General features: G+C 76.4%; 1 protein-coding gene. It reads right to left on the bottom strand.

Going from position 1 to position 15,802, the window contains the following annotated elements:
* Positions 1-46 precede the first annotated feature (46 nt).
* Complete coding sequence (locus tag OG956_RS01765) at positions 47-15,784, bottom strand: type I polyketide synthase (RefSeq protein ID WP_330336124.1); 15,738 nt, start codon at positions 15,782-15,784, stop codon at positions 47-49.
* Positions 15,785-15,802 lie beyond the last annotated feature (18 nt).

Raw genomic sequence — 15,802 nt, forward strand, 5'->3', positions numbered from 1 at the left:
CCGGGGGCGCTGCCGGTCACGGCGCCGGGCCGCCTGAAGGGTGCGCTCATGAGATGCCGAGGTCGTTGTCGATGAGGGCGAAGATCTCCTCCGCGTCCGCGGACTCGATCCGCTCCTGCATGTCGCCCGCGCCGTCCGCGGTCCGCTCGGCGGTCCCGGTGTCGCCCTCGCCGTTCCAGCGGGCGGCGAGGGCGAGCAGACGGGAGGCGATCCGGCCGCGCTGCGCGTCGTCCTCGGCGAGCCGGCCGAGGGCGGCCTCCAGCTGGTCGAGGGCGTCCAGGGCGGGCGCGCCACTGTCCTCGGCGCCGGTCAGGGACCGCAGGTGGCGGGCGAGGACGCGGGGCGTGGGCTGGTCGAACAGGAGCGTGGCGGGCAGCTGCAGCCCGGCGGCGACGCCGAGCCGGTTGCGCAGCTCGACCGCCATCAGCGAGTCGAAGCCCAGCTCGGTGAAGGCGCGGTCGGGGTCGACGGCGTCGGCCGAGCCGTGTCCGAGGACGGTGGCGACGTGTCCGCGGACCAGCTGCAGCAGCAGCCGCTCCTGTTCGGTCTCGGGCAGTCCGGCGAGCCGGGCGCGCAGTTCCCCGCCCGTCGGGTCGTCGGCGCCGGCCGCTTGCGGCGACTGCCGCAGCAGCGCCTGGGCCTCGGGCAGTTCGGCGAGCAGCGGGGCGGGCCGTACGGCGGTGAAGCCGGGGACGAAGCGCTCCCAGTCGAGGTCGGCGACGGTCAGGGCGGCCTCGGCGCCGGTGACGGCCCGGTCCAGGGCGGCGAGCGCGAGGTCCGGGTCGAGCGGGACGACTCCCCCGGCGCGCAGCCGGGCCTCGGCGTCCGGACCGCCGGCCGCCATGCCGCCGCCGGCCCACGGGCCCCAGGCGACGGAGGTGGCCGGCAGGCCCTCGGCGCGGCGCCGGGCGGCGAGCGCGTCGAGGAAGGCGTTGGCGGCGGCGTAGTTGGCCTGGCCGGCCGAGCCGACGGTGCCGGCGAACGACGAGAACAGCACGAACGCGGACAGTTCGCGGTCGCGGGTGAGCCGGTCGAGGTTGCGGGCGGCGGCGAGCTTGGGCCGCAGCACGGCCTCGAGGCGCTCGGGGGTGAGCGACTGCAGCAGCCCGTCGTCCAGGACTCCTGCGGCGTGCACCACGGCGTCGACCGGGTGCTCGGCCAGCAGGGCGGCGAGCGCGTCGGCGTCGGCGGTGTCGCAGGCGGCGAGGGTCACCTCGGCGCCGCTGGCGGCGAGTTCGGCGCGCAGCTCCTGCGCGCCCTCGGCGTCGGGTCCGCGGCGGCCGACGAGCAGCAGGTGCCGTGCGCCGCGCTCGGCGAGCCGGCGGGCGACGCGGGCGCCGAGGGCGCCGGTGCCGCCGGTGACGAGCACGGTCTGTCCGGCGCAGTCCCACGTTCCCTCGCCGGTGGCGGAGGGGCGCGCGTGGACGAGGCGCCGGGCGAGGATGCCGGTGGCGCGTACGGCGACCTGGTCCTCGCCGGTGGCGCCGGACAGCACCGCGGCGAGCCGTTCGGCGGTGCGGCCGTCGGGTTCGGCGGGCAGGTCGACGAGGCCGCCCCAGCGCTGCGGGGTCTCCAGCGCGGCGACCCGGCCCAGTCCCCAGGCGGCGGCCTGCGCCGGCGAGGCCGGGCGTTCGCGGTCGGTGGCGGCGACGGCGCCGGAGGTGGCGCACCACAGGGGTGCGCCGATCTCCAGGTCGCCGAGTGCCTGGGTGAGGGCGAGCAGCGCGCCGAGGCCGGCCGGGGTGGCGGTGTCCTCGTCGGTCGCCGGCCGGGTCTCGTCGAGGACCAGCAGCGACAGCACGCCCTGGAGGGTGTCCCGTTCGGGGAGCTTGCGCAGCTGTTCGGTGAGCGCGGCGCGGTCGGTGAGGGCGCAGTCCACGACGAGCGGCACGGGGTGCGCGCCGTGCGCGGTGAGGGCTTCGGCGAGCGCGTCGGTCCACGGGTCGGCGGCGCGGGACGCGGGCACCGCGAGCAGCCACGTGCCGGACAGGACCGGTGGGGCGCCGTCCGGTACGGGACGCCAGGCCACCGTGTAGGTGCCGGTGTCGAGGGCGGAGCGTTCGCGGCGGCGGCGCCGCCAGGACGCGAGCGCGGGCAGCAGCTCGCCGATCGGGGTGTCGGCGCCGAGGCCGGGCCGGTCGGTGAGTTCGCCGAGGTCACCGCGTTCGACGGCGGCCCAGAACTCCTCGTCCGCCCGGTCCGCGCCGCCGCTCGCCGGGGCGGTCGCCGGGGTGGCGGCGTCCGGCCAGAAGTGGCTGCGCTGGAAGGCGTACGTCGGCAGCTCGACCGTACGGGCCGGGCCGGTCAGGCCGGTCGGCGCGGCGGCGAGGCCGCGTACGTGCAGGGCGCCGGCCGCCAGCAGCGCGGCGACCGGTTCGGGCCGGCCGCGGCGCAGCACGGGCACGGTGAGGGTCCGGCGCTCGGGGTCGTCCTCGCCGGTGTCCTGGAGGGTGTCGAGGGTGAGCGCGGTCAGCGAGCCGTCGGGGCCGAGTTCGACGAAGGCGCCGACGCCGTCCTGCCGCAGGGTGCGCACCCCGTCGGCGAACCGCACGGTCTCCCGTACGTGCCGCACCCAGTGGTCCGGCGAGGTGAGTTCGGCCTCGCCGGCCCGTTCGCCCGTCACGTTGGAGACGATCGGGATCGCGGGCGCGGCGTAGCGCACGCCCCGCGCGACCTCCTCGAACTCCGCAAGCATCGCGTCCATATGCGCTGAGTGAAACGCATGGCTGACCCGCAAACGCCTAGTCTTTCGGCCCAGTCCGGCGAAATGGCCGGAGATGTCCGACACGGCGTCCTCGTCGCCGGACACGACGACCGCGCGAGGCCCGTTGACGGCCGCGATGCCGGCGCTCTCGCCGAGCAGTTCCCGCACCTCGTCCTCGGTGGCCTCGACGGCGGCCATGGCGCCGCCCTCGGGCAGCGCGTCCATGAGCCGTCCGCGGGCGGCGACGAGTGCGCAGGCGTCCGGCAGGGACAGCACACCGGCCACGTGCGCGGCGGACAGTTCGCCGATGGAGTGGCCCATGAGCGCGTCCGGGGTGACGCCCCAGGAGCGGACCAGCTCGTACAGGGCCACGTGCACGGCGAACAGGGCGGGCTGGGTGTAGGCGGTGCGGTCGAGCAGCCGGGCGAGCCTGGTGCCCTCCTCGGCGAGGACCACGTCGGCCAGCGGCACCGCCAGGTGCGGTCCGAACGCCTCGCAGACCCGGTGGAAGGCGTCGGCGTAGACCGGGAAGCGGTCGAGGAGTTCGCGGCCCATGCCGGGGCGCTGCGAGCCCTGCCCGCTGAACAGGAACGCGGTACGGCCCGACGCGCCGGTACGGCCGCGGACGACGCCCGCGGGGTCGTCGCCGCGGGCGACGGCGGCGAGCCCGGCCAGCAGTTCCTCCCGGTCGGCGCCGACCACGACGGCCCGGTGCTCGAACACGGCGCGGCCGGTGGCGAGCGAGTGGGCGACGTCCGCGGGGTCCAGGCCGGGGCGGGCGATGACGTGGGCGCGCAGCCGTTCGGCCTGTCCGCGCAGGGCGGCGGGGGTACGGCCGCTGAGCGGCCAGGCGAGGACACCGGGTGTGCCGGCGTCTTGCGGCGCGCGCTCGGAGAGGCTTTCGGGGAGGCCCTCTTCGAGGACGACGTGGGCGTTGGTGCCGCTGATGCCGAACGACGACACGGCGGCCCGGCGCGGACGGCCGGCGCGCGGCCAGGGCTGTGCCTCGGCGAGCAGTTCGATGCGGCCGGCCGTCCAGTCGACGTGGGTGGTCGGCCGGGACAGGTGCAGGGTGCGCGGGAGCGTCCCGTGCCGCATCGCCAGGACCGTCTTGATGACGCCGGCGACACCGGCGGCGGCCTGCGTGTGACCGATGTTGGACTTCACCGAGCCGAGCCACAGCGGGTGTTCGCGGTCCTGCCCGTACGTCGCGAGCAGGGCCTGTGCCTCGATGGGGTCGCCGAGCTTGGTGCCGGTGCCGTGCGCCTCCACCGCGTCCACGTCGGCCGGGGTGAGGCCGCCCGCCTCGAGCGCGGCCCGGATGACCCGCTGCTGCGAGGGCCCGTTGGGGGCGGTCAGGCCGTTGGACGCGCCGTCGGAGTTGACGGCGCTGCCGCGGACCACCGCGAGCACCGGGTGCCCGTTGCGGCGGGCGTCGGACAGCCGCTCCAGCAGCAGGATGCCGGCGCCCTCGGCCCAGCCGGTGCCGTCGGCGTCGTCGGAGAACGCCTTGCAGCGGTGGTCCCCGGCGAGGCCGCCCTGCCGGTCGAAGTCGGCGAACGCGCCCGGCGTCGCCATCACGGTGACACCGCCGGCCAGCGCGAGGTCGCACTCGCCGGACCGCAGGGACTGCGCGGCCCAGTGCAGCGCCACCAGGGAGGACGAGCAGGCGGTGTCCACGGTCACCGCGGGACCCTCCAGGCCGAGCACGTAGGCGACCCGGCCGGAGGCAACGCTCGCGGCGTGCCCGGTGAGCAGCTGGCCCTGGGCGTCCTCCGGGACGGCGTGCGCGGCCGACCCGTAGCCCTGGTAGTTGGTGCCGACGAACACACCGGTGCGCGATCCGTGCAGCGACCGCGGGTCGATCGCGGCCCGCTCCAGCGCCTCCCACGAGATCTCCAGCAGCAGCCGCTGCTGCGGGTCCATCGCCAGGGCCTCGCGCGGGGAGATCCCGAAGAAGTCCGGGTCGAACTCGGCGGCGTCGTACAGGAATCCGCCCTCGATGCCGTCCACCTGCCAGCCGCGGTCCGCGGGGGGCGCGCCGATCGCGTCGACCCCGTCGGCGAGGAGCTGCCAGAACTCCTCGGGGCTGCGCACACCACCGGGGAAGCGGCAGCCGATGCCGACGACGGCGATGCGTGCGTCGTCCTCGGCCGCGTCACCAACGGTCCGCGACACAGCGCCCTGGGCGGTCCCGGTGGCGGGTGCGGCGTCGCCGAGGAGTTCGCCGCCGATATGGCGGGCGAGGGCCTGCGGCGACGGGTAGTCGAACACCAGCGTGGCCGGCAGGCGCAGCCCGGTCGCGGCGCCCAGCCGGTTGCGCAGCTCGACGGCGGTCAGCGAGTCGATGCCGAGGCCGCGGAAGTCCCGGCCGGGCTCCACCGTGTCCGCGCTCGCGTGCCCGAGCACCACCGCGGTCTGCGTGCGGACGAGGTCCAGCACGGCCGCCGCGCGGTCCGCCTCCGCCAGGTCGGCGAGCCGCGCCCGGAAGCTCCGGGCCGCGTCGCCATCGCCCGCGGCGGACGCCGTGCGGCGGGCGGGGGCGACGGCGAGCCCCCGCAGCATGGCGGGCAGCGCCGCGACGGCCTGCCGGTCCCGCAGCACGCGCCGGTCCAGCGCGACCGGCACCAGCGCCGCCTCGGTGCGCCGCCAGGCCGCGTCGAGGGCGCCGAGGCCCTGCTCGGCGCTGAGCGGCCGCATGCCACCGCGGGCCATGCGGCGCAGGTCGGCGTCGGAGAGTTCCGCCGTCATGCCGGCGCCGGGAGCCCAGGGACCCCAGGCCAGGGACGTGGCGGGCAGGCCTGCCGAGCGGCGGGTGGCAGCGAAGGCGTCCAGGAAGGCGTTGGCCGCCGCGTAGTTGGCCTGACCGGCGCCACCGAAGGTACCCGCGATGGACGAGAAGACGACGAACGCCGCCAGGTCCGCGTCGGCGGTCAGCTCGTGCAGATGGGTCACCGCGTCGGCCTTCGGCCGCAGGACGCGGGCCAGCCGGTCGGGAGTGAGGGCGGAGACCACGCCGTCGTCCAGGACACCGGCCGTGTGGACGACGGCCGTCAGCGGATGCTCGGCCGGAATCGCACCGAGGGTGGCGGCCAACTGGTCCCGGTCGGCCACGTCTACGGCGGCCACCTCGACCTGAGCGCCCAACTCGCCCAGCTCCGCTGTGAGTTCCCTTGCGCCGGGCGCATCGGCACCGCGACGGCTGACCAGCAGCAGGTGCCGTACGCCGTGCTCAGTGACCAGGTGCCGGGCGACCAGTGCGCCCAGACCGCCCGTGCCCCCCGTCACGAGGACCGTGCCCTCGAGGTCCAGCGGCGCCGGAACCGTCAGCACCACCTTGCCGACATGGCGCGCCTGCGACAGGTAGCGGAAGGCGTCCGGGGCGCGCCGCACATCCCAGCACGTGACCGGGAGCGGCTTCAGAGCACCGGCCTCGAACAGCTCCACCAGATCGGCGAGCATCTGCCCGATCCGCTCGGGGCCCGCGTCCCAGAGGTCGAACGCCCGGTACGTCACGCCCGGATGGTCGTTCCCGACCACTGCCGCATCGCGGATGTCGGTCTTGCCCATCTCCAGGAAACGTCCGCCCCGCGGCAGCAGCCGCAGCGAGGCGTCCACGAACTCACCGGCCAGCGAGTCGAGGACGACGTCCATGCCCTCACCGTCGGTGGCCGCGAGGAACGCCGGCTCGTACGCGGTGTCGCGGGAGGACGCGATGTGCTCGTCGTCCAGGCCGAGTTCACGCAGGGTGCCCCACTTGCCGGCGCTCGCCGTACCGAACACCTCGGCGCCGAAGTGCCGGGCGAGTTGGGTGGCGGCCATGCCGACACCACCGGCCGCCGCGTGCACGAGCACCCGCTCGCCGGCCTGCAGCGAGCCGAGGTCGGTCAGCGCGTAGTACGCGGTCAGGAACACGATCGGCACGGACGCCGCCTGCGCGAAGCTCCAGCCCGCCGGGATGGGGGCGATGGTCCGGGCGTCCGCGACGGCGACCGGGCCGAAGGAGCCCGGGAAGAGACCCATCACGCGGTCGCCCACGGCCAGGCCGGTGACGCCCGGCCCCACCTCGGTCACCATACCGGCGCCTTCGAGGCCGAAGTCCTTCGCGTCCCCCGGGTACATGCCGAGCGCGTTGAGGACGTCGCGGAAGTTGACGCCCGCCGCACGCACGGCGATCCGTACCTGCCCCTCCTCCAGCTCCGTCTGCGCGACCGGCGTGAGGGCGAGTCCCTCCAGCGTGCCCTTGTCGACGATGTCCAGCCGCCAGGCCGACCCGCCCGCAGGGACGGGGAGTTCCTGGTCGCTGGTGGCGCGGGCGAGGCGCGGGGCGTAGGCGACTCCCGCGCGCAGGGCGAGCTCCGTCTCGTCGGAGGCGAGGGCAGCCGCGAGCGAGGTCCACGACTCGGTGGCGGCGTCCACGTCGGCCAGTGCGAACCGTCCGGGGTTCTCGGCGCGGGCGGCCCGCACCAGGCCCCACACCGCGGCGAGCGCGGGGTCGGGCGCGCCGGCGTCGAGCGCGACGGCGCCCTCGGTGACGACCACCAGCCGGGCGCCCTCGAAACGCTCCTCCGCCAGCCAGGTGCGGATCAGCTCCAGGGTGGTCGCCGTGGCGGCGTGGGCCGCCGACGCCGGGTCCCCTTCCGGTCGTACGACACGGACCAGGACGTCCTCACCGGCCGCGACGGTGTGCTCGGGGAGCCGGGTGGGCACGTCCGCCGGCGTGGCCGGGAAGCCGGCCCCGTCGCCCGCGGCAGTCTGCTCGGCGCGCAGCGGGGTCCAGTCGACGCGGTGCAGCAGGTCCGCGTGGCCGGTGCCGGCCGGGGCACTGGGGGTTGCCGTGAGCGGGCGCAGGGTGAGGGAGGTGATGGTGGCGACGGGCGCGCCGGTCGGGTCGGTGAGGTCGAGGGCGACCGATCGCGCGCCGGTGCGGCGCAGCCGGGCGTGCAGGCCGGCCGCGCCGGTGGCGTGCAGGGTGACGCCCTCCCAGGAGAACGGCAGGCCCGGCCCGGCCGCCTCGCCCGTGCCGTCGGCGGTCGCGGGGGCGGTGCCGAGGGCGTGCAGGAGCGAGTCCAGCAGGGCGGGGTGGATGCCGTAGCGGCGTGCGTCGCCGGCCGCCTCGGCGGGCAGGGCAGCCTCGGCGTACAGGTCGTCGCCGTGCTGCCGTACGGCGGCGAGTCCGCGGAACAGCGGGCCGTACACCAGTCCGGTGGCGGCCAGTTGGTCGTAAAGGCCCTCGGTGGGGATGCCGGTGGCGTCTGCGGGCGGGCGGGTGTCGGCGGCGGGGGCCGGGTCGGCGGGTTCGGGCCGCAGGGTGCCGGTGGCGTGCTGCGTCCACGTCTCGTCGTCGGCGTCGTCGGCGTCGTCGGCGGGGCGTGAGTAGACGCCGATGTCGCGTCGGCCGGTGGCGTCGGGGGCGCCGACGGTGACCTGGAGCTGGGCGGCTCCCTGCTCGGGCAGCACCAGCGGGGTGTGCAGGGTGAGTTCCTCGACCGTGGCGCAGCCGACGCGGTCGGCGGCGTGGAGGGCGAGTTCCAGGAAGGCGGTGCCGGGCAGCAGGACCGACCCGGAGACGACGTGTTCGGCCAGCCAGGGCTGGAGCCGGGTGGAGAGCCGCCCGGTGAGGACGGCCGTACCGCTGTCCGCGAGGGTGACGGCGGCGCCGAGCAGCGGGTGCCCTGCGGCGGACAGGCCGGCGGAGCGCAGATCGCCCGGGTGGGCGCCGCCTGGGCGCGGCCAGTAGCGGCTGTGCTGGAAGGCGTAGGTGGGCAGTTCGACGGTGCGTGCGGCGGGCAGCAGCGCGGCCCAGTCGACGTCGGCGCCGTGGGTGTGGAGGGTGGCGGTCGCGGTGAGCAGCGCGTGGGCCTCGGGGCGGTCGGCGCGCAGGGCGGGGACCGCCACCGGCTCGCCGTCGGCGAGCGAGGCGTGGACGAGGGCGGTGAGCGTGCCGTCGGGGCCCAGTTCGAGGAACCGGGTGACTCCGTCGGTGTGCAGGGTGTGCACGGCGTCGGCGAAGCGGACCGCCTGCCGCACGTGCCGCACCCAGTGGTCCGGGGACATCAGGTCCTCGGGGTCGGCGCTCTCGCCGGTCAGCGTGGAGACGATCTCCACCTGTGGCCGGTCGTACGACAGTTCCTCGGCGACCGCCCGGAAGTCGGCGAGCATCGGCTCCATCAGCGGCGAGTGGAAGGCATGGCTGACCCGCAGGGCGGTGACCTTGCGGTCCTGCGCCCGGAAGTGCGCCGCGATCTCCTCCACGGCCTGCGCGGCGCCCGCGACGACGACCGCGCGTGGGCCGTTGACGGCGGCGATGCCCACCCGCTCGTCGTCTTCGAGGAGCGGCAGCACCTCGTCCTCCGACGCCTGTACGGCGACCATGGCGCCGCCCGCCGGGAGGGCCTGCATCAGCCGGCCCCGCGCCGCGACGAGACGGCAGGCGTCCGCCAGGGACCACACACCGGCCACGTGCGCGGCGGCGATCTCACCGATCGAGTGACCCGCGAGCGCATCGGGCCGCACGCCCCACGACTCCAGCAGCCGGAACAGGGCCACCTCGAGAGCGAACAGCGCCGGCTGGGCGTATTCGGTGCGGTTCAGGGTCTCCTGGTCCTCGCCGAACACGATCTCCCGCAGCGGCCGCGGCAGTTCTGTGTCGAGGTGGGCGCAGGCCGCGTCGAAGGCGTCCGCGAACACCGGGTACGCCTCGTACAACTCCCTGCCCATCCCCAGGCGTTGGGAGCCCTGACCGGCGAAGAGGAACGCGGTGCGGCCCTCGGGATGCACGCGGCCGGTGACGGCGTCCGTGGTGGGCTCGCCGGCGATCAGGGAGGCGAGGGCCGCGCGGAGTGCGGCGCGGTCGGCGCCGAGGACGACGGCGCGGTGTTCGAGCGCGGTGCGGGTGGTGGCGAGGGACAGGGCGAGGTCGGCGGCGGCGAGGCCGGGCCGTGCCTCGGTGTGCGCGAGCAGGCGTGCGGCCTGGTCGCGCAGGGCGTCGGCGGAGGCGCCGGAGATCACCCAGGGAAGCGGGCCGGTGCCGGCCTTCACGGGCGCCGTTGCCGGCTCGGCGCCCTGCGGCTGTCCGGAGTCCTGCGGTTGTTCGGCCGTGGGCGGCTCCTCCACGATGACGTGGGCGTTGGTGCCGGAGACGCCGAAGGCGGAGACGCCGGCGCGGCGCGGCCGGTCGCCTGCGGTCCACGGTCGGCTCTCGGTGAGCAGTTCCACGGCGCCGGCGGACCAGTCGACGTGGGAGGACGGCTGCTCGGCGTGCAGGGTGGGCGGCAGGACGCCGTGCCGCATCGCCTCGACCGTCTTGATGACGCCGGCGACACCCGCGGCGGCCTGGGTGTGCCCGATGTTCGACTTCAACGAGCCCAGGTAGAGCGGTCGTTCGCGGTCCTGGCCGTAGGCCGCGAGGAGGGCCTGCGCCTCGATGGGGTCGCCGAGGGCCGTGCCGGTGCCGTGGGCTTCGACGGCGTCCACGTCGGCCGGGGTGAGTCCGGCGTCGGCCAGCGCTTCGCGGATGACGCGCTGCTGGGCGGGGCCGTTGGGCGCGGTGAGGCCGTTGGAGGCGCCGTCCTGGTTGACGGCGGAGCCGGCGACGACGGCGAGCACCGGGTGTCCGTTGCGGCGGGCGTCGGACAGGCGCTCGACGACGAGGACGCCCGCGCCCTCGGCCCAGCCGGTGCCGTCGGCGTCGTCGGAGAACGCCTTGCAGCGGCCGTCGGCGGCGAGGCCGCGCTGACGGCTGAACTCGATGAAGGCGCCCGGGGTGGACATCACGGTGACGCCGCCCGCGAGGGCGAGGTCGCACTCGCCGGCGCGCAGGGCCCGGACGGCGAGGTGCAGCGCGACGAGGGAGGACGAGCAGGCCGTGTCGACGGTGAGGGTGGGGCCTTCGAGGCCGAGGACGTAGGCGATGCGGCCGGAGACCACGGCGGCGGCGTTGCCGGTGCCGAGGAAGCCGTCGCCGGCGTCGGGGGTGCTCAGCAGCAGCGCGGGATAGTCCTGGCCGTTGGAGCCCATGAACACGCCGGTGCGGGAGCCGCGCAGGGCCCCGGGGGCGATGGCGGCGCGTTCGAGGGCCTCCCAGGAGATCTCCAGCAGCAGCCGCTGCTGCGGGTCCATCGCCAGGGCCTCGCGCGGGGAGATGCCGAAGAAGGCGGGGTCGAAGTCGCCGACGCCGGTGAGGAATCCGCCGTGCCGGCAGTAGCTGGTGCCGGGGTGCCCGGGCTCGGGGTGGTAGAGGGCGTCGAGGTCCCAGCCGCGGTCGGTGGGGAACTCGGTGATGGCGTCCCCGGCGCCGGCGACCAGGTCCCACAGCTCGTCGGGGCCGGTGACGCCGCCGGGGAGGCGGCAGCCCATGCCGACGATGACGACCGGGTCGGCGTCGGTCCGGTCCGGTGCGGCGGCGGGCAGGTGGTCGCGGGCCAGGCCGGTGCCGTCGCCGAACAGTTCGGCGTGCAGGTATGCGGCGAGGTCGACGGGCGTGGGGTGGTCGAAGACGAGCGTGGCGGGCAGCGCGAGGCCCGTTTCGGTGGTGAGGCGGTTGCGCAGTTCGACGGCGGTCAGCGAGTCGAAGCCCGCGTCGCGGAAGGCGCGCCGGGTCTCCAGCAGCGCGGCGTCGGCGTGGCCGAGGACGGCGGCGGCGTGGGTGCGGACCAGCTCCAGCAGGGCGCGGGTGCGTTCGGCGGGCGTGCGGCCGGCCAGGCGCTCGCGCAGGGCGGTGCCCGCCTCGGCGTGGCCGGTGGCGGCCGGTGTGGCGCGCAGGGCGTCGACGGCCTCGGGGACGCCGGTGAGCAGGGGGCTGGGGCGGGTGCTGGTGAAGCCGGGGGCGAACCGGGCCCAGTCGACGTCGGCGACGACCTGTCCGGTGGCGTCCTGCTCTAGGACGCGGCGCAGCGCGGCGAGCGCGGTGCCGGGGTCGAGGGCGGTGAGGCCGCGCCGGCGCAGGTACTCCTCGGCGCCGTCCTCGGCGGCCATGCCGCCTCCGCCCCAGGGACCCCAGGCCACGGAGACAGCGGTGGCGCCGCGGGCCCGCCGCTGCTCGGCGAGCGCGTCGAGGAAGGCGTTGGCGGCGGCGTAGGCGCTCTGCCCGCCGCTGCCCCACACGCCGGCGATGGAGGAGAACAGTACGAACGCGTCGAGCTGCCGGTCGCCCTGCTCGCGCAGCACGGCGTCGATGTGGGCGGCGCCGTGGGCCTTCGCGGCGAGCACGCCGCGGAACCGGTCGTCGTCGACGTCGGTGAGCGGCACGCTGTCGGTGACGCCGGCCGCGTGGACGACGGCGTCGACGGTGTGGCGGTCCAGCAGCTGTTCGACGGCGGCGCGGTCGGAGACGTCGCACGCCTCGACGGTGACGCGGGCGCCGAGCGCGGTGAGCCGGGCGGCCAGGTCGGCGGCGCCGGGCGCGTCGGGGCCCCGGCGTCCGGTCAGGACGAGGTGCTCGGCGCCCTGTTCGGCGGCCCACTGGGCGATCCGGGCGCCGAGCGCTCCGGTGCCACCGGTGATCAGCACGGTGCCGCGCGGCTGCCAGCCGGCGCCGGTGCGGGGCGCGTCGGCGTCGTCGGCGTGGCGCAGGCGGCGTGCGAGGACTCCGGAGGCGCGCACGGCGACCTGGTCCTCGTCCGCGCCGGCCAGGACGGAGGCGAGGCGTGCGGTGGCGCGCCGGTCGACGCTGGGCGGCAGGTCGACGAGGCCGCCGAAGCGGTCGCCGAGTTCCAGGGCGGCGACCCGGCCCAGGCCCCACAGGGCGGCCTGCGCCGGGTCGGGCGCGGCGTCGGAGCGGGCGGTGGCGACGGCGCCGCGGGTGGCCAGCCACAGCGGGGCGCCCACCCGGGCGTCGCCGAGCGCCTGCACGAGCCGTACGGCGCGCAGGGCGAGGGCGGCCGGGTCGTCACCGCCGGCGGGCAGCGCGAGGACGCCGTCGACGGTGCCGGTGTCCGCGAGGCGGGCGGCGAGCGCCGCGCGCTCCTCCACCGCCGCGACGGTGAAGGGCACCGGTTCGGCGCCGCGGGCCGTGAGGGCGTCGCGGACGGTGCGGGTCAGGTCGTCGTCGGCCGCGTCGCCGGGCACCACGAGCAGCCAGCGGCCGGTGAGCGGGGTGTCCGGGGCGGGGTCGAGGGGCTGCCACGCTGTGCGGTAGCGCAGCCGGTCGACGCGTCCGCGTTCGCGGCGTCCGCGCCACCACGTCGACAGGGCGGGCAGGAGCGGCCGCAGGAGCCCCTCGTCCACCTCCAGGGTGTCGGCGAGGGCGGCGACGTCGTCCTGTTCGACGGCCGACCAGAAGCCGGCGTCCTGGCCGGAGGCGCCGTCCTCGGTGCCGGCGGTGTGCGGGGTGGGCTCCAGCCAGTAGCGGGCGCGGCGGAACGCGTACGTCGGCAGGTCCACGGCCTGCGCGCCGGTGCCCGCGAAGACGGCCTGCCAGTCGACCGGCTGGCCGTGGGCGAAGGCGTCGGCGACGGCGGCCATGAGCGCGACCGGCTCGGGCCGTTCCCTGCGCAGGGCGGGTACGGCCGTCAGGTCCTCGCCCTCCAGGCAGGCCCGGGTCAGCGCGGTGAGCGTGCCGTCGGGGCCCAGCTCCACGAACCGGGTGACGCGGCGCTTCTCCAGCAGCCGTACACCGTCGGCGAACCGGACCGCCTCGCGGACGTGACGCACCCAGTACTCGGGGGTGCACAGGTCGGCCGGGCGGGCGGTCTCGCCTGTCATGTCGGAGACGATCGTCAGCCGCGGCGGGTGGTAGGTGACGCTCTCGGCGACCTCGCGGAACGCGGCGAGTATCGGCTCCATGAGCGGCGAGTGGAAGGCGTGGCCGACCCGCAGGGGGGTGACCTTGCGGCCTTGGGCGCGGAAGTGCGCGGCGATCCCCTCGACGGCGTCGGCGGCGCCGGAGACCACCACGGCGCGCGGGCCGTTGACGGCGGCGATGCCCACCCGCTCCGCGTCGAGGAGCGGCAGGACCTCCTCCTCGGCGGCCTGCAGCGCGGCCATCGCGCCGCCCTCGGGGAGGGCCTGCATGAGCCGGCCGCGGGCGGCGACCAGCTTGCAGGCGTCGGCGAGGGACCACACGCCCGCGACATGGGCGGCGGCCAGCTCGCCGACGGAGTGCCCGAGCAGGAACTTCGGGGTGAGGCCCCACGCCTCCAACTGGCGGAACAGGGCGACTTCGAGGGCGAAGAGGGCCGGCTGGGCGTACTCGGTGCGGCGCAACGGCTCCGCGTCGTCACCGAAGACGACCGCCTTGAGGTCGAAGGGGAGTTCGGCGTCCACCGCGTCGAACGCGGCGGCGAACACGGGGTGCGTGGCGTACAGTTCGCGGCCCATGCCCAGGCGCTGCGAACCCTGCCCGGCGAAGAGGAACGCGGTCGCGCCGCGCGCGGTCCGGCCGCGCACGGTCGCGGTGCCGGGCTCCCCCGCGGCGAGCGCCGTCAGTTCGCGTACGCCGTCGTCGTGGCCGGTGGCGAGGACGACCGCCCGGTGTTCCAGGGCGGCGCGGGTGGTGGCGAGGGCGTGGCCGACGTCCAGCGGGCGTGGCGGTTCGGGATCCTGGCGCAGCCGTTCGAGCAGCCGGGCGGCCTGGGCGCGCAGGGCGTCCTCGCTGCGCGCGGACAGCGGCCAGGGCACGACGGGCAGCTCGCACGGCGCCTCTTCCGGTCCGGCGCCGTCGGCGGCCGGGGCGGTGTCGTCGGCGGGGGCCGGGGCCTCCTCGATGACGGCGTGGGCGTTGGTGCCGCTGATGCCGAACGAGGACACACCGGCGCGGCGCGGCCGGTCCGAGCGCGGCCAGTCGACCGGTTCGGTGAGCAGGCGGACCGCTCCCGCCGACCAGTCGACGTGCCGGGACGGCTCGGACACGTGCAGCGTGCGCGGCAGCATGCCGTGCCGCATCGCCTGGACCATCTTGATGATGCTGCCGACGCCGGCCGCGGACTGGGTGTGCCCGATGTTCGACTTCAACGAGCCGAGCCACAGGGGCTGTTCGCGGTCCTGGCCGTAGGTGGCGAGCAGGGCCTGCGCCTCGATGGGGTCGCCGAGGGAGGTGCCGGTGCCGTGCGCGTCGACGGCGTCGACGTCGGCGGGCGCGAGGCCGGCGGCGGACAGCGCGGCCCGGATCACGCGCTGCTGGGCAGGGCCGTTGGGCGCGGTGAGGCCGTTGGAGGCGCCGTCGGAGTTGATGGCGGTGCCGCGCACGACGGCCAGCACGGGGTGGCCGAGCCGGCGGGCGTCGGACAGCCGCTCCACCAGGAGCATGCCGGCGCCCTCGGCCCAGCCGGTGCCGTCGGCGTCGTCGGAGAACGCCTTGCAGCGGCCGTCGGGGGCGAGGCCGCGCTGCCGGCTGAACTCGTAGAACATCGCGGGGGTCGCCATCACCGCGACACCGCCCGCGAGGGCCATGTCGCACTCGCCGCGGCGCAGGGCCTGGCACGCCCAGTGCAGCGCGACCAGTGAGGACGAGCACGCGGTGTCGACGGTGACGGTGGGGCCCTCCAGGCCGAGGGTGTAGGCGATGCGGCCGGAGGCGACCGAGGTGGCGTTGCCGGCCAGCAGCAGGCCCTGCACGCCTTCGGGGAACTCGCTCACCCCGGCGCCGTACCCGGAGGTCGCGGCGCCGACGAAGACGCCGGTGCTGCTGCCGCGCACCGAGCCGGGGTCGATCCCGGCCCGTTCGAACGCCTCCCAGGAGATCTCCAGCAGCAGCCGCTGCTGCGGGTCCATCGCCAGGGCCTCGCGCGGGGAGATCCCGAAGAAGTCGGCGTCGAACTGCGCCGCCTCGTGCAGGAAGCCGCCGCCGAGCGCGTAGAAGGTGCCCGGGTTGTCGGGGTCGGGATCGTAGCCCGTCTCCACGTCCCAGCCGCGGTCGGCGGGGAAGCCGGAGATGGCGTCGCCGCCCTCCGCGACGAGCCGCCACAGCTCCTCCGGGCTGTCCACGCCGCCGGGGTAACGGCAGCTCATCGCGACGATCGCGATCGGTTCCCGGTCCCGTGTCTCCACCTCGCGCAGCTGCCGGCGGGTCTGCCGCAGCTCCGCGGTCAGCCGCTTGAGGTAGTCGACGTACTTTTCGTCCATCTTGTCGTCTTCAGCCACCAACGCCACATCCCTGAG

It is taken from the genome of Streptomyces sp. NBC_00557, assembly GCF_036345995.1.
Lineage (GTDB): Bacteria > Actinomycetota > Actinomycetes > Streptomycetales > Streptomycetaceae > Streptomyces.